The sequence below is a fragment of the Gordonia sp. YC-XJ4 genome (assembly GCF_059511865.1).
Window position 1 is genome coordinate 3,286,176 of the sequence record NZ_CM183447.1, and the last position, 17,007, is coordinate 3,303,182.

Sequence of the window (17,007 nt, forward strand, 5' to 3'; positions counted from 1 at the left end):
ACGCCCGAATCATCGTCAGCGCGCTACTCATCTTCGCGTGCTTGTACCCGCTCCCGATCACCGTAATGGCTGTATGCATCCGCATGGGGTGGCACGCATGAACAACGACGCTGCAGTCATTGCCGCCACACAAACCCTGCTCGACCAAGCCGCAGACCGCGCCTGGAACCGAATGATCGACGCCCAAGGCACACCCCTCCACAGCATGTGCCGAGATATCGCCTTCGCTGCGAAAGACCGCGCCGACACCTACCGCCACACCCACCGCACGCCGATCAACACCGCCATCGAAGCGCTCAACACTGCCGCATGGCAAGCCCACGACATCGACCCCAGCAACCCGCAAGCCGGGCACCTCCGAGCATGGTTGGGCCAGTTCGAAGACGCTGCCGACAACCTCGCCCCTGATCTGAAGGTCACCGCGTGTGAGGTGCTTCGTGCGCTGTCGTCGCTGACGGGTGTGAGCGTTCGCGAGTATCTGGCCTCGTTGCCTGCTGTCGCCGCATGGATCGGTGGTCAGTCGTGACCGCAGTCATCGGACCCGATCAGTTCACCAACGGCTACCGGGCAGCGACCGAAACGTTGGCGCAGCTCCCCGGCCCACTATTGGGAATCATCACCAACAAACTTCTCGCGGTCACACCCGACCCCGATGACGATCCTGACTATGACGACGGATACCGCCAAGCCCTCCGCGACGCTGTAGGTGGTGGCCAGTGACCACCCCGCACATCGATCCACCGGAAGACGACGGATGGACCGCCTACACGTGGGTGCGCGCCGCGATCGGTGACCACCTCACCGTCGACCTGATCAGTGGACACAACCTACTCACCGACAAGACCGACGCGCCCGTCATCGTGATTGGTGATCGTCGCGACACCGTGGAAGTCAACAACCGTCGCGAACTCGACGGACTGATCGCTGCTCTCAACGATGCTCGTGCCGTCTGGGACGCCCTCAACTCGTAACCCTCACCTGTGTTGGTGGCGTGGATTTTGTTGCGTCACAGGCTGAATGAGAGCCCCTTGTGGGGTGGCCCTGATGGTCGTTGCGGTGGTTCGACTCCACCGAGGGCGCTGCGCACACCGACCGATTCGACCGAGTGTGCCCGTCGTTCTTGTACCGCTCGACGTAAACCAGCGGGCAGCACGTAGCCCAGTCCCCCACCGTGCTTGGGGGCCACCACTCTCGATGTCGCGAACCGAGTACGGGTGCCACACGGTTACCGCCTACCCGTCGGGTCAGGTGTCAATCGGTCGTGGCCTGACGCGATCAAGGGCTCGGGTTCGTGGGTCGGTCCGGGATGGGGTCAACGCGCGAGCACCCGTCAGGGTTCGATCCGCCGGCATACGCTCGGACGATGACCGACAGTTACCGCGACCAAGTAGTAATCGAGTTGTACGAGAACCCGGATCACAATCAGGTGCTCGACAACTACAGGATCGTAATCCAACCGAATGGGAAGATCGACCTCGACTGGTTGAACGACGCTCTCGAAGCGATGTTCCACAAGGCCGATGAGAACGGCACAGTCGTACTCGCGACACCCTACGTACTGGTCCAGCGCCGGTCCGAGACACATTGGGGAGCTGCAGGAGCACAGGCGCAGTTCTTCATCGAGACCGCAGCACATATCGGCTCAATCGGGCTCGATACAACGATCGGCATGGCAATCGGCACCCTTATCAACGAGCTGCGAAACCGGGGATACACCGTACATCACGGCAAACTCGAAGATCTCACGCAGGACGAGATAGCCGCCTACGGAATGCGGGCCGTCGAGAGCAAATTCGGCATTCCGGTATCCCAGCTAAGTCTCAAATCCGACGGCATCGACGATTCAGGCCAATACGCCGTAAGCGCGATCGACAATCAAGGCATCACATACGCGGTCACCTTCGTCATCCGTGGTGGACTCACCGAGATTCGGCAGTCGTCGCGAACGATGCCCTGACCACTTAGCGGGGTCGGTGCGCCTCGGGGGCACCCGTCAGGGTTCGTTTAGCAGTCAAGCCTTACTCGTCCTGCAGAGCAGCGAGCGCCGCTTCTAGGCCAGGATAGCCAGGATTCCGTGCGCGCAACGACTGCAACGTCATCCGTGCAACGGTTGTGCCTCCGGGCCGCGCCGCATACGTTTTCGCCCGCTCGAAGTCGCACAAGTCCATGAGCGGTCGACTCGACACGATTCCATGTATCGCGCCATCCATCGCCATCTGAGCTTCGAACGGCCTACCCAACTCCCGCAACGCGCAGCCGCGCAGAATCAACGCCAGGCCGCCGAATGGGCTATTGACACCCGACTGGACCCATCGAGTTGCATGTAACACGTCCTCGTGCCGCTCAAGGTTGTACAGAAACATCGCTTCCATCGCTGTTCTTACGTCCGATTCTTCAGCTTCTGCGAGTGCCGCTAGCGCACGTTCGAACTCTCGGCTCTGGTTGTGGATAGCCGCCAGAAGCAACGATGCACCCGCCCGGTTGACGCCAACCTTCGCGGTGGCCCCAGCCATCTCCAGCTGAATTTCGATCGGATGCCGTGCATAGAACCCTTCAGACGCCGGAGACGGAGCTACGGACAGAGCGTTAGCAAATCGGCCACCAGCCCACGCCGAGTGCCCACCTACCCAGTAGGCAGCCCCCATCATCAGACCCGCAGCCTCTCCCAACTCCGGATGAGTCAACCACTCGCGCAACGCGTCCGGATTCTTGGCCGACTTCGCTACCACCTTTGTGAACTTCTTCTCATCGCGGGACTTCGGCAACGAAGCGCCCCTGTGGCCCGCCTGTGGCGACCCAGCGCCGCTCGCAGCAACCGAAGATACCGTGTGACCACTTTGCGTGGTTACCTTTTTGGTTGTCCTGTAGGCCACGCCAGTCCCCGGCAATCCGACGCTCGTGGTCCGCTGTCCCTTCGAGTTGTACGTAACACGCGCACCTGGCACACCTGCTGAGATACTTGCGGACTTCGCGTTCAGGTTCACTTTGACGCCGCCACCAAGGTTGATGCTCTTCCGGAATCGGGCTCCCATGCATGAGAAAGATACGCCGGTAAGGACATGATGATGAAGCGATGCCCGACATGTCTAGATACCTCAGATACAACGAAAGCGCCCCGCCCAGCCATCACCGAGCAGAGACGGACCTATTGCCGTGTCATCTGACCGTTGCCCGTGTCATCTGACCGAACTCTTCTGTGCTCCGAATGCCCGAAACGCGAACCCGTGATGAGAGCATGAGCTACCCGACCCATGCACCGGAAGTAGAGCACCACACCGATGAAGCGCTCAGCAGTAGCCGCCACCCTCGCAGCCCTCGCCGCAGCCACGACGATCGCCACAACAGCGCCGGCAACCGCCTCCACCAGCATCGAAGTGAAGTACGTGTTCTACACCAATACGACCAGCGTCGACTACCACTACACCACCCCGACCGACAGCTTCACACGCACGAACAGGAAGTTCCTTCAGAAGACCGAGAAGGGCAACTACTACCTGACGAGGACTTATCGCACCACCGATGAGTACGACATCCCGTCCTCGTGGATTTCAACGAATTTCGAAAGCGATGGTTCGTACGTGCAATGCAACATCTACGTCGATGGACACTTGACTGACCTACATCGTGGTTACGGCCCCTACGCTTCCGCCTACTGCTGAACCTGCCCAAGCGGCACCTACGACCTTCTTAGCGAGCATGTCAGGCACATCGGCATAAAGGTGTTCAAACCTGTACATGCTCGTCACACCGCCGACTTCGATACGTTCCGAATTAGTCAGCTTTGTGGAATCGACAATAACTTCTGCGCTGTCATCGACAGCCACAATCACACGCCCATGCGCAGGCAGATCAACCGTTCGCCACAATGGCGCTGCTCCTGCTGCGGCACCACGCTCATACCAAACGATCCCCAGAACAGCCTCAGGCGGAACAACCGAGCACCACAGTGTTCCCGTCGACTTCCCACCATGCAGCACCAGGTGTGAATGACACGACCGCGCATCAGTAGCCCACGATAAACCCTGCCGCCAATCGTCAGCGACACGCCACAGCAGTATCGGATACTCGGGTCGACTATCGGCCCAGATCACTGTGCGTCCATACATTGCCCGAAAACCAAGACGACGAAACAATCGCCGCCATTCACGTGGCGTCTTTCGTGATACAGCGTCAGCAACAAACTCCGCGAAAACTCGGCACGCCCGCTCATCTTCTTTGCGTTCACGAACCTCTGGATAAAACTCATGTTTCACAAAGTCGAATTCGTCTTGCACAGTGTCGCCACCAAGTGAGTCCGCGAACCGACGACCCGAAAACCATTCCAAGACACTTTCAGCCTCTTTACCCATACTTGCCATAAACGTCCCCTTATCTCAATTCATGTTCTTGTTATCGCCCGCTGCCTGCTTCCACCAGTCCTCAGGATCGTTGTCACTACCCGAAGTGTGGATCACATCAGCAGCAGGCTCGTTGACCCGCTGAGTCGGTTGCGCTGCGGCCACCGGAGTTGTCCGGCCCTGCCCGTCTGCCATCCCAGCCTTGTAGGCCATCGCGACCGAGTTCTCCACCACCTCCTGATAGTGGCCGCGCATCTCCCGGCCAATCTCGGTCTTCTCGGGGTGCCGTTCGAGGTACGCGCCATACATCGCCAACGCGATGAACACACCGACTACGACGAACCCGACCAAAATCAGAGCAGAAATGACAGACATGAGAATTCCTCTCGGAGGTGGATTTTGCGCCGAGACGAGTGCGGCGCATTTCCAATGTAATCATCATCGCGATAGTCGCGCAACCCTCACCCTCACACCCCGTAATTGACCCCACCCACCCCATCACAAGGCGCAGCAACAATCGCCCGCAAGAACGACCCTCAGCGGCCCGTAATCGTGCCGTTCGTGTGAGTGGCGGACGAGTGTCCGAGCGTCACCGCACGCCACCCGAGATCAGCATTTGCGCAGGTCAGAAGTCAGGGTGGGGGGTGCCCCCTCGTCGGCGAGACCGGTCTATATCTGCCTCCCAGCGACCTTTTCTCTCGCCAGGCCAAACGCTACGCGAGAACATCCCGTAAACACTGGCTCAGACGCCCATATGCAGACGAATTCCCCCTAGCCATAATTGGACTAGGGGGAATTCGTTTTGCCTGTCAGGGCGCTTCTGAGGCGACGATTTCACGCAGTCGTTGCGTTTCTTTCCGCCAGTATCTCGCGCTCTGCCGAGCTAATACCAATTGCCTGTTGCGGTGATAATAGTCGGCGGATTGCTTTCGGTCACATTCGGTGCATTTACTCGCTAATCCGTCTTTAGTAGATCTATCTTTCGGGAATTGTTCACGGGTTTTGTTTTCGCCGCATTGGGGGCACAGTTTCTCAGTCACCGTAGAGGAACCCGCGTGCGCTACGCTCTCGTTCGCTGAGTCCCTGAGTGCGGGAGTCGTTGTCACTGGCGAGAACCGCGTCCACAACGTTGGGGGTTTCGTCGTGAATTGTGATGGTCCCTGCCGCGAACGGTCCCTGCCTCTGGGCGGTCACAGGTTCAACCATTTGAACAGTCTGTCGACCAAACCGGGATCGACTACAGCGTCGTCACTGTGGTCGGGATCGTGAGGATCGTCGGGGTCGTTGGCGTGGTCAGCGATGATCGCAGCCACTTCCGGATCGAAGACGGTCATGCCGCGTTCCCCCATCCTGCGCCGATCGCCAGAGCTTCATCTCGCGTAGTCGGGCAATACGGGCGGCGACGAAGTTCTTCGGCGAACCGACCCAACTCGTCGGCTCCGAGGGCCTGCATCCGGTCCTTGGGAAGCCGGAATTTCCAGTGCTCGCCGTGTTCTGAGTCCATGCGCGGCGTCGGGATCAGATGGTTGTCTCGGGCCAGGGCGTGGATCTCACGCAACGCGTTGTAGCTGTCCTGCAAGTGGTGGAACTGGCGGAACTCGTCAACCTTGCCCGCGTCGATCGCGGCCCGATCTGATCGGACACCGCCGAGGTCGAGGGTATGGAACTCGTCGCTGATCTGCTCGTACTGTTCGGTGAGGGTGCCGGCGATCTGGCCTGTGTTTGCGAACGCGATGTCACGCGCAGCGATAATGCAGGTCTCGTAGATTGAGGTGGCTACCGCGTCTACAGCGTTTTGTGATGGCAGGTCGGTAGCGGCTTTCAAGATGCGCACCGAGTCCACTTTGTCGTCTGCGGCAAGTTTCGTTCCTACGGTGGTTGCTGCGGCCAGGGTGAGGGACGCTGCCTCGTAAGCGGTGCGCGAGGCCATCTCAGCCCGGTCGATCAGGGCGTGCACCCGGTCGAGGTCAGCATCGGTCAGCAGACCGAGAGCGTGCAGCACCGGGCTCATGGTGACGATGGCGCGCTTGTCGCGGCCTGGGAAGTAGCTTGGTGAAATAGGCATTTCGTATCTTTCAGAGGTAGGGATCGGTCACCACGGACCGTGTGACCAGCCGGAACCGGCGTAGAACGGGTCTCCGAGGCCTTGATTGATGCCGTCAGCGACGTACGAGTCAGGATCGGCGGGCTCGATGATCCCGCTGCCGTCTTCCCGAGTGGACTCAATCGTCCACACCGTGCCGGGACGAAGCCGGTGCATGGTGAGGGCTGCGACCTCAGCAGCTAAAAGAATGTCGCCCGTGATGAAATCGCTGATCGGCAGGGTCGCCGCGAACGTTCCGGCTTGATTGGTAACGAATCGATCTGGATTGCGGAACAGACGTTGCGCTGCAGCGAGCACCACACGTTTGACACCCTCGGGTACGGTCTGGCCCGGACCCGACCAGTCAGTTTCAGTGATCTCGACAGCGCGGACAGAGGCATCCCAGATCGCAGCTTCGGCGCGTTCGTACTCCGGACTGCCTTCGTGCAGAATCTTTCCGAGACGGACGGCGATGTCATCGACGGTGGCCAATGGTTTTGTGCTCATTGAGCGGCCTCCTCGGAGGATCGCATAACCCGATCGACAGCATTAGTCAGGTGACGGATCGCTCCATCGTGGTCGAAACGCGCTGCAGCGGTGAGTAGTTGCTCTCCGGCGCGCATGGCCTCCTCGACACTCAGCGAGATTGCCAGGTCGGCACTGGTGGCGCGGATCTCGATCAGATGCACCGGGTTACCGGGGATGCCGGCGACCACGATCGGCGTGTGACGCTTCCATTTCAGCCGCGCCATCACCGCTCCCCCGTCAGGGCGTCAACAACGCGCGTGAGGTGCGAGATGGCCCGCTCTCGATTCTGAGCGCCCGCCCGGATGAACAGATGCTCTGCAACGTGTAGGGCTTCGCCTTCGGTGAACCGTAGGAGCGTGCGCCCACTGGGGATATCGGTGACGGCGTAGGGGTAACGCTGCCCGATCTGGGGGTGCTCAACCCGGATGCTCGGACGGTCGGGACTGGCTGGGATTCTCGCCACGGTCACGCCTGCGCGGTGTGTCGGATGGCTTCGGCAATGCGCGCAGCATCCTCAATAGGGAAGGTGATCCCGCCACCGCCCTGGCTGATGACGACGCGTTGGCCGTTCCCGAACTGGTATTTCGATAGGTGGAGGGGTGGCGCTTCGGCTCCCGAAGTGGAGATCGTTTCGGAGGTTGAAATATATGTCATGCGGTTTCCCGTCGTTCTGTTTGTTCTTTGATTGCTACGATGAGGTCGGCGAACTCATACGCCTTTTCAAGTGGCAAGTGGATTGCTGTTGAATATGAGTCTCGTTTGAGAATGATGACTCGTTGTTTGGTGGCAATTTTGTGTCCAAGGTTGATCTCGCAGATTTGTGTACCTTTTTGGTCATGCAAAAGGACGTTCACTTGCTTGAGTGCTCGCTTATCCGATGTCGTGTCTTCCAGCTTACGATTCAGGTGCCTGATTGCGTCGTAGAGCGATTTTTTGCCGTTGCGAGGGTGAATACAACTGACAGGTCGATTCTTGGCTTATGATTCATTACAGCCACCGATTGGCGTATCTGCGTGGAAATCGGAGGGACTGGTGCACGGTTAGGTGACATCTGATCTGGCTTGCCCCGGGAGGGCGGCCTGGAAGGATGACTACTGTGCCTAAGCCTTATCCGAAAGAGTTCCGTGATGATGTGGTCCGGGTTGCCCGGGATCGTGAGAGCGGTGTGACGCTCGCGCAGATCGCGAAGGACTTCGGGATCCATGAGATGACGTTGCAGAAGTGGATGCGACGCGCCGACATCGATGACGGCAACAAGCCTGGGATGACGTCGGGGCAGTCGGCGGAGTTGCGGGAGGCCAACAAGCGAATCCGGTTGTTGGAGCAGGAGAATGAGGTCCTGCGCCGGGCCGCGGCGTATCTGTCGCAGGCGAACCTGCCGGGAAAAGGTTCTACCCGCTCGTGAAGGAGCTCGCCGCCGACGGAATCCCCGTCGCGGTGACGTGCCGGGTACTCAAGCTCGCCAGACAGCCCTACTACCGGTGGCTCAAGGAGGCGGTCACCACCGCCGATCGGGTCGCGGCCGCGCGGGCGAACGCCCTGTTCGATGCGCACTGCGAGGACCCGGAGTTCGGGTACCGGTTCCTCGCCGACGAAGCCGAACACGCTGGTCAGGCGATGAGCGCGAGGACGGCGTGGCGGATCTGCTGCGCCAACGGCTGGTGGTCGAGCTTCGGTAAGAAACGTGGGAAGAACGGTAAGAAGCCGGGGCCGCCGGTGCACGATGACCTGGTTGAACGCGACTTCACCGCCGACTCCCCGAACCAATTGTGGTTGACCGATATCACCGAGCACTGGACCGACGAAGGCAAGCTCTACCTCTGCGCGATCAAGGATGCCTGCTCGGGGCGGATCGTCGGCTACAGCATCGATGACCGCATGCAATCCCGTCTCGCCGTTGCTGCGCTCAACCATGCGGTCGCCCGCCGAGACGGCGATGTTGCTGGTTGTATTGTCCACTCGGACAGGGGTTCTCAGTTCCGGTCGCGGAAGTTCGTGTCCGCACTCAATCGGCACGGCCTGGTCGGATCGATGGGCCGCGTCGGCGCCGCCGGCGACAATGCAGCGATGGAATCGTTCTTCGCGCTGCTGCAACGCAACGTCCTCGACCGGCAGCGGTGGGCCACCCGCGAGCAGCTGCGGATCGCGATCGTCACCTGGATCGAACGGACCTACCACCGCCGACGCCGTCAGGTCCGCCTCGGCCGGTTGACGCCCGTCGAATACGAGACGATCATCAACACAGCCGCCTCAGCGGCATGACACCGACACTGTCACCCGATCGTGCAGCAGTCCCGGATGATCGCCAACCAGCGATCAATTCTCGCCTGATGAAAACTGACGGTCTCGCAGGCAACGCCATACCGATTGCAGCGCGGGCAGGAGACTCCGAGCGGACTGGCGGGCAGTTCGTCTAGGTCACCGATACGAACGTTTGGTCTGCGATCAGGCAGTTTGATCTTGGAGTCAAGCCTGTCGACCACTGGTCGCCCGGTCGATCAGCTCATCGACGTAGCTTGTCGAGACCAGCCATGTTCCGGCGACTTTGACGCCTGGAATTGTGCCGGCACTGATGCCGTTTGTGAGTGCTCGTTTGCTTTTTCCGGTGATATCGGTAAGCCGATTGTGCACCGGTTCGTAGAGTTGAGTCATTGCGTCATGTCTTTCCCTATTTGTTGGTTCTAACGTTAAAGTATCAAATGGGTAGACAATGACATTTCTTGTTATGTCAAGCAGCATATAGTCGAGCGTCTTCGCGCATCTCGTCACGACCTTGGAGACTGTATTCTTGGAGACTCCGAGATTGCTTCGGCTATGTGGTGGTCTTTGTCGTCGGGGTGGTTGTTGATGTGGTTGCGGACTGCCTCGCGCTTCTCATCATTTGTCAAAGTGCCATCTGACACTTTGACACTCTCGCGTCGCCTCGCTGTTTCTTCCGCGATTCCGGACGCTTCTGCCGCCGATTTGCGGTTGACCCCATTTGCTCGCATCGTGTCAAACCATGCATTACGGACCTCACGAGTATTCACCCACGAAACTACCGAAACTCGCTTAGAACTGAAATGAGAGCCCTTTACGCAGTCAGTCAGCGGACCCCAGCACGACGAGCACGCTGGAACACACAGATCTGCACATGATGTCTAATTCGCTTCCGAGAGCCAACCACACGGCGCTTGCAAAAGAAGCACCACGCCTCCTGCTGAACGGTCATAGCCTGCTGACTCTCGGTCATGCCGACGATGCTAGACGTGGGTTCAGACGAACCCAGGCACCCTGACGGCGAGAACAAAGGAGGACCGTGGGCCGAGCATCACACGCGGCACTCGACCCACGATCAACCACTAGATCGACACAACGACTCCAAACCCGGCACGCGTGTTTCCCGAGACCCAGCACCCTAGCACCCTGAAACTCCGGGAAACGGGAAACACCGCAGGTCAAGGGCATGTTTGACCAGAAACGCTACGCTGCGTTTCCGTCATCGTTTCCCGCTCGCTGACGGTACGCCGCCATCGCCGCAGACGCCCGAGTGGTCTTACACTTCAAAATCCCCTGCGCCTCACGAACACTCTTCGGCGGATCAGCCACCGCCAACAACGCAGTCACATCAGACTCCAACTGCTTCCGGTCGGCATCCTCCTGAACAGCGACAGTCCGCGTCAACGCCGGAGTGATCGAGAACGCCTTAACCCCATCCTCGTCTTCGTCCAGCCGAAATGACCCGATCACAGCCTCCTTGCCGCTCACTGCCGGATAGTGGCGACGCAAACCCCCATGACGATCCTTGTGCAACTCCAACTTTGACGACCCACCGTTGCCCGGTGTGTATGCCCCTTCAGAGGTAACTCGAATGCTCGCACCACCCACCACACGCTTCTTCGCACTCGTGCCACCAGGACCGAACGACCGCGAATCGGCACCCTTCGCCAAGTGGTCAACGAGCAGCACCCCCACACCCACAGCCGTCAACGGCTTAATCACATCACGATGCACGTCCGTGAAATCGTCGGCACTGTTGGAGTTCGCTTTGAACAACGGCATGATCTCCCCCAGACTGTCCAACGTCACTACGTCAGGATGCCAGTGCGCGAGGTCTTGGATTACCGTTCTGAGGTCCAGATCATCGAATGGTTCGGCAAGGCGGAAACGCTCACGGTCATTGAGCACATCGGCTGGCGCACCCATCTCCAGCAGCCGGTTCAACGTTGATGCACTCCCGTTGTGGTCGAGGTCAACCACGGCGGCATTGCCGCCCTCGCGCAAAGTGTCGACAACAGCCGCAAGACACAGCCAAGTCTTGCCGGATTCACTGTCACCGAACACAAGGTTCAGTTCGCCGGAGTAGAACAGATGACTTCCCGGCTGTATCCGCATAATGTCTGGTTCGGGTGCCTGCACACCTTGAGCTAGACGCTCTGCAACATTCACATACATAACTCACTCACTTCTGTTTCCCGGTTTCTGCACACCTAGGGGTTGCAGGTACGGGAAACGCTCTGACCTGCAACTATCCTGGACCGAGCACGGGTGTTTCCGGATGCTCGGGAAACGCAACTCAGGTGTCGGCGCGGGCCTGACGCACAATCTGCCGCACGCTTACCTTCTGTCAGCGGTCATGTAATTCCCCAGGTTGATGGGGTTGTCCGTCACGTAATTCCTCACCCGTCGGTCACGTAATTCCCCACCTTGGGGCGTGTCGGGCGGGGTTGGGGTGCTGCTACAGGTTCGCTCCGTTCATGGCCCCGCCTGGGGCTGTGGAAGGGGCCTGAGGTGGCACGGAGGACGTGGACGATGACGCAGTTGTTGGAGTTGTTTCGGCATTGGTATGCCGGGCGCTCGCAGGTACAGATTTCCCAGGCGTTGGGTCTGGATCGCAAGACCATCCGCAAGTATCTCGCGCCGGCGCTGGCCGCGGGTCTGAGCCCGGGCGCCGGGGGCGGGTTCGATGAGTCGGTGTGGCGGGAGTTGATCGGCGGCTGGTTTCCAGAGGTTGTTGATCCGTCGCTGCGGGCGGTGACGTGGCCCTCGATCGCCGAGCATCATGAGTGGATCAGCGGGCAGCTCGATGCGACGGTGACGGTGGCCACGATCGCGCAGCGGTTGCGCGACGACCGCCAGGTTGATGTGTCGGAATCGTCGGTACGCCGTTATGTGACAGCACATTTCGCTGACAGGATCAATGAGAAGCGGGCAACTCCGCCGCGGCCACCGGTGCCGGCGGGTGAGGAAGCCCAGGTTGATTACGGCAAGCTCGGGATGTGGACCGACCCCGAGACCGGTAAGCGGGTGTCGGTGTGGGCATTCGCGATCATTTTGTCGTGCTCGCGATGGTTGTTCGTGCAGCCGGTCCTCAAGATGGACCAAACATCCTGGTGCGCTTCACATGTGGCCGCGTTTGAGTTCTTCGGTGGTACGCCGCAGCGGATCGTGTGTGACAACCTCAAGACCGGGGTGAGCAAACCTGACCTCTACGATCCGCAGATCAACCGCGCTTACGCGGAACTCTCCTCGTTTTACGGGGTGCTGATCGATCCGGCGCGCGCAGCCACTCCGAAAGACAAACCGCGCATCGAACGCCCGATGCCCTACATTCGGGATTCGTTCTTCAAGGGCCGCGAGTTCAGCAGCCTGCCGCAGATGCAAGACGCTGCGATCGGCTGGTGCACCGACGTCTACGGCCGCCACGCCCACCGCGGGATCGATGGGGTGCCGCCGGCCGAGTTGTTCGCACAGATCGAACAGCATGTGTTGAATCCATTGCCGCCCCGACGATTCGAACTCGTCACCTACCATGTGGGCAAGGTCGCCCCAGACTGTCATGTCAAGGCGGGTCCAGCGTTGTACTCGGTGCCGTGGCGGCTGATCGGCTCACACGTGCGGGTCCGCACATGCGGGGATATGGTCCAGGTGTTCTCCGGCGACGAGGTCGTGGCGACCCATGTGCTGCGCCTGGGTGGGCGGGCGACCAATCTCGAGCACTACCCGCCCTACAAGGTGGCCTTCGCCTCCCGCCCGGTGGCGTGGTGCCGCGGGCAGGCCGAGGAAATCGGTGAGCACGCGGTCGCGGTGGTCGCCGAACTCTGCGAGGTCAACGCGATCCATCGGCTGCGCGCAATCCAATCCATCGTCGGTTTACGCACGAAGTATCCCGATGACCGCATCAACGCCGCCTGCGCCCGGGCAATCGCCGTCGGCGATGTCGGGCCACGCACCATCAAGGGCATCCTGATCGCCGGTACCGAAGACGACGACACCACCACACCACCGGCACCGATGCCACCGGCGTTTCTACGTGGCCCGCACGCCTTCACCGGCGACCTCGACACCGCAGCCAACCAGTAAGACCACTCCAAACACATTCACTAACAACATTTTTCACAAAGGACCCATTCTGATGAGCATTCATGACCCCAGCCTGCGAGCCGCGCTGAAAACGTTGAAGTTGACCGGCATGCTCGACACCCTCGACGCCCGTCTGGCCCAAACCCACGCCGGCGAACTGGGTCACCTTGAATTCCTGCAGGTGCTATGCGAAGACGAGATCGCCCGCCGCGAGACCGCCGCCCTCGCGCGGCGCGTACGCCGCGCCCGCTTCGAACAATCAGCCACCTTCGATGACTTCGACTTCACCGCCAACCCGAAACTGCCCGCCGCGATGCTGCGTGACCTCCTCGCGCTGCGCTGGCTCGACGCCGGTGAATCAGTCATCCTCTACGGGCCCGTCGGAGTAGGCAAAACCCATGTGGCACAAGCACTCGGCCACCAAGTCGCGTTACGCGGACACGACATCCGATTCGTCAAATGCGCCCGCATGCTCGCCGACCTCGCCGGCGGCCACGCCGATCGCACCATCGGGCAACGCATGCGCGAATACACCCGGCCCACCGTCCTGATCATCGACGACTTCGCCATGCGCGAGCACACCACCACCGGCTCCGACGACCTCTACGACCTCGTCTCCGACCGCGCCATCGCCGGCAAGCCAGTCATCCTCACCAGCAACCGCGCGCCCAAAGACTGGTACCCACTGTTCCCCAACCCGGTCGTCGCCGAATCACTGCTCGACCGACTCATCAACACCAGCCACCAGATCCTCATGGACGGCCCCTCCTACCGACCACGCAAACGCCCCGGACGGACACCGAAAAACAGCTGACCAGTCCTCGCAGCTACGCTCAACCCAGCACACCCAAACATGGGGAAATCCGTGACGGACCCCCTGAGGAATTACGCGACCGTCGACACCTTCAATTCGAACGGCTCGTCTGACTCGATCTCGACCGTGCACGTTCCTGCTTCACGAACACACGTCAAACGCTTCGGGCCGCGCGAAGAGGTGATGCGAATGGGCTCCTGGTCGGTAGCCATGTTCACGCGGTCACCGCGTCGCCGGCCATCGCCACCAACTCACAACGCCGAATCCGAATCGTCCGCTCCCCCAAACGATCAGCACGCAACCGACCCGACCGATACCAACGGCGAATCGTCTTCTCCGAGACCTTCGCCTCCTGCGCCGCCTCGCAGACGGTCAACCAGTCAATGTTCAATTTGATTCTCCTGCAAAGATTTTGGGCAGAGTTCACCCCTGCCAACATGGATTGAATGAACGGGTGTCCAGGGCCGGGGCATCTCCACCGAGTTGGGTTTCGTGGGGCCATCCGTGCACCTCTGAACTACATGAGGGGACACTACACCTAGTGTCTGACATTTCCGAGCACCCCAAGATGTTGTGAATCAGAAGCCTTCATCTGCGCAGGTCAGAACGCATGTTCGATGGGCTGATCGGCGTGTCACCACCCGCTCGTTCGTCCATCTCAGGATGGGTGCGTGCGGGTTTATGCAGTTCAGCGTCATGAACGAAGTAGAACGACATCTCCCCGAGGTCGCATCTGGCCAACCAGAACACTTTGCAGGACCTTGCCGTAGATGTCGTCACCCGAGCGCGTTACGCACCGCGTCCCACTGCGACTCTGCAGCCGACGCGTACCTCTGGGTCACCAAGACCGACGAGTGACCGATCAGCTTCGACACCGTATCCAGCGGAACACCAGATTGAACCAGCCGCGACGCGTACGTATGGCGCAAGTCGTGTGGGCGCACATTGCCCACTCGACGCCGATCCTTCCCCGAGCCCACGAACGCCGCTTTCCCGGCAGCCGTTAGACCGTGAGCGAACGACGTCCCATTCGGGGGCGTGCCCTTGTCGGTCCGCAACACCAGGCCGTACAAAGGGCTCCTGCCGTTCTTGTACTCAACGGACGGCGGCTCACCTAGCCCCTCCATGCCTAGGCGCTCTTCAAGAATCTCAGTCAGCCGCTGGCCTATCGGAACGGTCCTTACCTTCCCGCTCTTCGGAGCTTTCATGTAGCGCTCGCGACGCTCCCACGCCCAACGAACTGTCACTGTCCTGCGCGTCAAATCCACGTCATCCCAGTGAATGCCGCACACCTCACCCCAGCGGCAACCCGTGCCCAACAGAAGCTCAAACGTGAACAAGTATGAGTCCGCCAGGACCGCCCTGATTGCCTCGACCTCGACGTCCGACAGCCACCGTTCAGGACTCGGCGGGATCGCCGGATACTCCAACGCTGTGCAGGGGTTCGCATCCAATAGGCCATCACGCATCGCAGCCTTCAGCGACGCGGACAGCACCCCAACCGTCTTGCGGACAGTCGACGCCGATAAGCCGCTACCACCGTCTTCCTTCTGCTTGGACAGGTCACGCACCCACTCCTGGACTGAAGGTCGGTCTATGTCGCCAAGCATGACGTCATCCCACCGTGGTGCGATATGGGTGTCGATGCGGTGGTTGTCACGGGTCAGTGTCGACGCTTCAACGGTTCGCGTGGGCGTCCATCGCTCCCGCCACTCGCCCCACGTCATCGTCTCCTTGGGTTTCCGTGCACGGGCCGCGTCCTCGGCTGCCTGAGCCTTCCCGAGTGCCACTCGTTCCTTGTCGAATATGCCGGCGGATCGACGCTTCCCATACTCGTCTCGGTAGCGTCCTCGGTATCTGCCCGATGGGAGCGGTTCCACCCATGCCATGCGGATGATCGTAGCGTGGGGCAAGACTGATTTGGTAGTGGGGCAACGTGGGTCAAATCGCTGTCCTAGACTGTCCCCTGAGGGGTTCTCACGGAACCAGGTACATGGACGAAATCGCCTCCACCAGCGGTAATATCAGCGATTGACCAGCGCATACATCGTATGGTATTGATTTTACAGGATCGGTTTCAAAACCCGTCCAGTGTGAGTTCGAGTCTCACCGAGGGCACCAAAACCCCTGTTCAGCAGGGGTCTTTCGCTTTATATGACTGCCACGCAGCGAATTGTGCGGCAGAAGTGAGGCAGACGGGCAGTGAGACCGACGGCGATAACTGCCCGTCGACCCCGCGAATACCCCTCAGATGCCTGTACGAACGTATCTACTAACCACCCGGGTCACAGATGTTTTCTACTTTGGCCCCGATTCGCCATACTGACCCTTCGCCCGCGAGTACCAGGGCTCCTCGTCTGGCCCCGCACTCAGGAGTTAGGCCACCAAGCCTCCACCGATCGATCTCAACCGCATCCCTGAATACCCCGCCCCCGATCGCAATACTCGCCGCAGCCGATCGACTGGACACGCACCTGGATCGGCCTACACCTCTCGGTCACCGTTACCAGCGCTATGAACTTCCCATCCGACGCCCAGGAAGGCCCCGCCGTCTTCTTGGACGGCATCCGAGCGACCATCGAGATCAACAGTCTCACCGACCTCGACAGCCTGATCGGCGCACTGGTCGACGCGCACGGTCTACCAGTCACTTAGCCCTGAGTTCTTGGCTCCCCAAGTCCCTCGTCCGCCAACTCTGTTGCTGCACAATCACTCTCAGCAACCGGCTTGGCGGCGTAGTCCTTTGGGTGGCGCCCAACGGTCCGCGTCCGATTCCCGGCAAGTACGCCAAGCCCCACCCAACCGAACCGAGGTGGGCCGTGGCAAATTGCACGCCGCAACGGGATTCGCAAAGGTCAACAGGCTCGCGCGTCTGTCCGACGCGCCATGGTCACCGAGAGCCA

At 60.2% G+C, this 17,007-nt stretch carries 20 protein-coding genes and 1 pseudogene; 9 read left to right on the forward strand and 12 right to left on the reverse strand.

Going from position 1 to position 17,007, the window contains the following annotated elements:
* The first annotated feature begins 97 nt into the window (after positions 1-97).
* The 4 genes from AC5ZH6_RS14490 to AC5ZH6_RS14505 all read left to right on the forward strand — a co-directional run bounded on the left by AC5ZH6_RS14490 (position 98) and on the right by AC5ZH6_RS14505 (position 1,957).
* A complete protein-coding gene (locus AC5ZH6_RS14490) occupies positions 98-526 on the forward strand; it encodes a hypothetical protein (protein WP_133092107.1) in 429 nt (142 codons plus the stop codon).
* Entirely contained in the window at positions 523-720 is a 198-nt protein-coding gene (locus AC5ZH6_RS14495) for a hypothetical protein (protein WP_006373240.1), read from the forward strand. Before AC5ZH6_RS14490 ends, AC5ZH6_RS14495 begins: the two co-directional genes overlap by 4 nt.
* Entirely contained in the window at positions 717-971 is a 255-nt protein-coding gene (locus AC5ZH6_RS14500) for a hypothetical protein (protein ID WP_006373239.1), read from the forward strand. The genes AC5ZH6_RS14495 and AC5ZH6_RS14500 overlap by 4 nt, the downstream gene beginning before the upstream one ends.
* Positions 972-1,363: 392 nt before the next feature.
* Entirely contained in the window at positions 1,364-1,957 is a 594-nt protein-coding gene (locus tag AC5ZH6_RS14505) for a hypothetical protein (RefSeq protein WP_035728939.1), read from the forward strand.
* Positions 1,958-2,018: 61 nt separating this feature from the next.
* Here AC5ZH6_RS14505 and AC5ZH6_RS14510 read toward each other — a convergent pair whose 3' ends face one another.
* Together AC5ZH6_RS14510 and AC5ZH6_RS14515 are read right to left on the reverse strand one after the other, a co-directional pair.
* The gene (locus AC5ZH6_RS14510; protein WP_240523947.1) at positions 2,019-2,765 is read right to left on the reverse strand and encodes a hypothetical protein; all 747 of its coding nucleotides are present in this window, start codon (positions 2,763-2,765) and stop codon (positions 2,019-2,021) included.
* 108 nt (positions 2,766-2,873) lie between these two features.
* A pseudogene (locus AC5ZH6_RS14515) lies at positions 2,874-3,032 on the reverse strand (DUF4236 domain-containing protein); the annotation flags it as partial.
* A 246-nt stretch (positions 3,033-3,278) separates the two neighbouring features.
* Here AC5ZH6_RS14515 and AC5ZH6_RS14520 point away from each other — a divergent pair.
* Positions 3,279-3,659, forward strand: coding sequence for a hypothetical protein (locus AC5ZH6_RS14520; RefSeq protein ID WP_006373236.1), 381 nt, complete (start codon positions 3,279-3,281; stop codon positions 3,657-3,659).
* Here the strand turns inward: AC5ZH6_RS14520 and AC5ZH6_RS14525 are convergent.
* The 6 genes from AC5ZH6_RS14525 to AC5ZH6_RS14550 all read right to left on the reverse strand — a co-directional run bounded on the left by AC5ZH6_RS14525 (position 3,618) and on the right by AC5ZH6_RS14550 (position 7,172).
* Complete coding sequence (locus tag AC5ZH6_RS14525) at positions 3,618-4,358, reverse strand: hypothetical protein (protein ID WP_006373235.1); 741 nt, start codon at positions 4,356-4,358, stop codon at positions 3,618-3,620. The two genes, AC5ZH6_RS14520 and AC5ZH6_RS14525, sit on opposite strands and share 42 nt — an antisense overlap.
* A 15-nt stretch (positions 4,359-4,373) precedes the next feature.
* Complete coding sequence (locus tag AC5ZH6_RS14530) at positions 4,374-4,712, reverse strand: hypothetical protein (protein WP_006373234.1); 339 nt, start codon at positions 4,710-4,712, stop codon at positions 4,374-4,376.
* An 815-nt stretch (positions 4,713-5,527) separates the two neighbouring features.
* Positions 5,528-5,671, reverse strand: coding sequence for a hypothetical protein (locus AC5ZH6_RS14535; RefSeq protein ID WP_165776295.1), 144 nt, complete (start codon positions 5,669-5,671; stop codon positions 5,528-5,530).
* Entirely contained in the window at positions 5,668-6,348 is a 681-nt protein-coding gene (locus AC5ZH6_RS14540; protein WP_496167382.1) for a hypothetical protein, read from the reverse strand. The genes AC5ZH6_RS14535 and AC5ZH6_RS14540 overlap by 4 nt, the downstream gene beginning before the upstream one ends.
* A gap of 81 nt (positions 6,349-6,429) precedes the next feature.
* Entirely contained in the window at positions 6,430-6,927 is a 498-nt protein-coding gene (locus AC5ZH6_RS14545; RefSeq protein WP_006373230.1) for a hypothetical protein, read from the reverse strand.
* On the reverse strand, positions 6,924-7,172 hold the full coding sequence (locus AC5ZH6_RS14550; protein ID WP_006373229.1) for a hypothetical protein: 249 nt from the start codon (positions 7,170-7,172) through the stop codon (positions 6,924-6,926). The genes AC5ZH6_RS14545 and AC5ZH6_RS14550 overlap by 4 nt, the downstream gene beginning before the upstream one ends.
* An 872-nt stretch (positions 7,173-8,044) precedes the next feature.
* Here AC5ZH6_RS14550 and AC5ZH6_RS14555 point away from each other — a divergent pair.
* Positions 8,045-9,210, forward strand: a protein-coding gene (locus tag AC5ZH6_RS14555; protein WP_109860712.1) for an IS3 family transposase whose coding sequence is annotated in 2 segments (ribosomal slippage) — positions 8,045-8,329 and positions 8,332-9,210 — 1,164 coding nt in all. Because the reading frame shifts where the segments join, the coding sequence is not laid out codon by codon here.
* 204 nt (positions 9,211-9,414) lie between these two features.
* Here AC5ZH6_RS14555 and AC5ZH6_RS14560 read toward each other — a convergent pair.
* Positions 9,415-9,687 carry a helix-turn-helix domain-containing protein gene (locus tag AC5ZH6_RS14560; protein WP_133092108.1) on the reverse strand — a complete coding sequence of 91 codons (273 nt, stop codon included), beginning with the start codon at positions 9,685-9,687 and terminating at the stop codon, positions 9,415-9,417.
* Between the two features lie 723 nt (positions 9,688-10,410).
* Positions 10,411-11,382: an AAA family ATPase gene (locus tag AC5ZH6_RS14565; RefSeq protein ID WP_006369634.1), complete on the reverse strand. Its 972-nt coding sequence runs from the start codon at positions 11,380-11,382 to the stop codon at positions 10,411-10,413.
* Positions 11,383-11,739: 357 nt separating this feature from the next.
* Between AC5ZH6_RS14565 and istA the strand changes: the two genes are divergently transcribed.
* Positions 11,740-13,290: an IS21 family transposase gene (gene istA, locus AC5ZH6_RS14570; protein ID WP_496167383.1), complete on the forward strand. Its 1,551-nt coding sequence runs from the start codon at positions 11,740-11,742 to the stop codon at positions 13,288-13,290.
* 52 nt (positions 13,291-13,342) lie between these two features.
* On the forward strand, positions 13,343-14,104 hold the full coding sequence (istB, locus tag AC5ZH6_RS14575) for an IS21-like element helper ATPase IstB (RefSeq protein ID WP_006373156.1): 762 nt from the start codon (positions 13,343-13,345) through the stop codon (positions 14,102-14,104).
* A 214-nt stretch (positions 14,105-14,318) separates the two neighbouring features.
* Here istB and AC5ZH6_RS14580 read toward each other — a convergent pair whose 3' ends face one another.
* Positions 14,319-14,495 carry a helix-turn-helix domain-containing protein gene (locus tag AC5ZH6_RS14580; RefSeq protein WP_006369636.1) on the reverse strand — a complete coding sequence of 59 codons (177 nt, stop codon included), beginning with the start codon at positions 14,493-14,495 and terminating at the stop codon, positions 14,319-14,321.
* Positions 14,496-14,880: 385 nt separating this feature from the next.
* Positions 14,881-15,993, reverse strand: coding sequence for a tyrosine-type recombinase/integrase (locus AC5ZH6_RS14585; RefSeq protein WP_006369637.1), 1,113 nt, complete (start codon positions 15,991-15,993; stop codon positions 14,881-14,883).
* 625 nt (positions 15,994-16,618) lie between these two features.
* Between AC5ZH6_RS14585 and AC5ZH6_RS14590 the strand changes: the two genes are divergently transcribed.
* Positions 16,619-16,759: a hypothetical protein gene (locus AC5ZH6_RS14590; protein ID WP_020170994.1), complete on the forward strand. Its 141-nt coding sequence runs from the start codon at positions 16,619-16,621 to the stop codon at positions 16,757-16,759.
* Positions 16,760-17,007: the final 248 nt, after the last annotated feature.

Excerpts from the sequence above, each read along its gene's own strand:
- AC5ZH6_RS14490 (WP_133092107.1), top strand. The coding sequence starts at position 98 with ATGAACAACGACGCTGCAGTCATTGCCGCCACACAAACCCTGCTCGAC.
- AC5ZH6_RS14590 (WP_020170994.1), top strand. The coding sequence starts at position 16,619 with ATGAACTTCCCATCCGACGCCCAGGAAGGCCCCGCCGTCTTCTTGGAC.
- AC5ZH6_RS14560 (WP_133092108.1), bottom strand. The coding sequence starts at position 9,687 with ATGCTGCTTGACATAACAAGAAATGTCATTGTCTACCCATTTGATACT.
- AC5ZH6_RS14520 (WP_006373236.1), top strand. The coding sequence starts at position 3,279 with ATGAAGCGCTCAGCAGTAGCCGCCACCCTCGCAGCCCTCGCCGCAGCC.
- AC5ZH6_RS14545 (WP_006373230.1), bottom strand. The coding sequence starts at position 6,927 with ATGAGCACAAAACCATTGGCCACCGTCGATGACATCGCCGTCCGTCTC.
- AC5ZH6_RS14565 (WP_006369634.1), bottom strand. The coding sequence starts at position 11,382 with ATGTATGTGAATGTTGCAGAGCGTCTAGCTCAAGGTGTGCAGGCACCC.
- istA (WP_496167383.1), top strand. The coding sequence starts at position 11,740 with ATGACGCAGTTGTTGGAGTTGTTTCGGCATTGGTATGCCGGGCGCTCG.
- AC5ZH6_RS14535 (WP_165776295.1), bottom strand. The coding sequence starts at position 5,671 with ATGACCGTCTTCGATCCGGAAGTGGCTGCGATCATCGCTGACCACGCC.
- AC5ZH6_RS14585 (WP_006369637.1), bottom strand. The coding sequence starts at position 15,993 with ATGGCATGGGTGGAACCGCTCCCATCGGGCAGATACCGAGGACGCTAC.
- istB (WP_006373156.1), top strand. The coding sequence starts at position 13,343 with ATGAGCATTCATGACCCCAGCCTGCGAGCCGCGCTGAAAACGTTGAAG.
- AC5ZH6_RS14540 (WP_496167382.1), bottom strand. The coding sequence starts at position 6,348 with ATGAGCCCGGTGCTGCACGCTCTCGGTCTGCTGACCGATGCTGACCTC.
- AC5ZH6_RS14530 (WP_006373234.1), bottom strand. The coding sequence starts at position 4,712 with ATGTCTGTCATTTCTGCTCTGATTTTGGTCGGGTTCGTCGTAGTCGGT.
- AC5ZH6_RS14550 (WP_006373229.1), bottom strand. The coding sequence starts at position 7,172 with ATGGCGCGGCTGAAATGGAAGCGTCACACGCCGATCGTGGTCGCCGGC.
- AC5ZH6_RS14505 (WP_035728939.1), top strand. The coding sequence starts at position 1,364 with ATGACCGACAGTTACCGCGACCAAGTAGTAATCGAGTTGTACGAGAAC.
- AC5ZH6_RS14525 (WP_006373235.1), bottom strand. The coding sequence starts at position 4,358 with ATGGCAAGTATGGGTAAAGAGGCTGAAAGTGTCTTGGAATGGTTTTCG.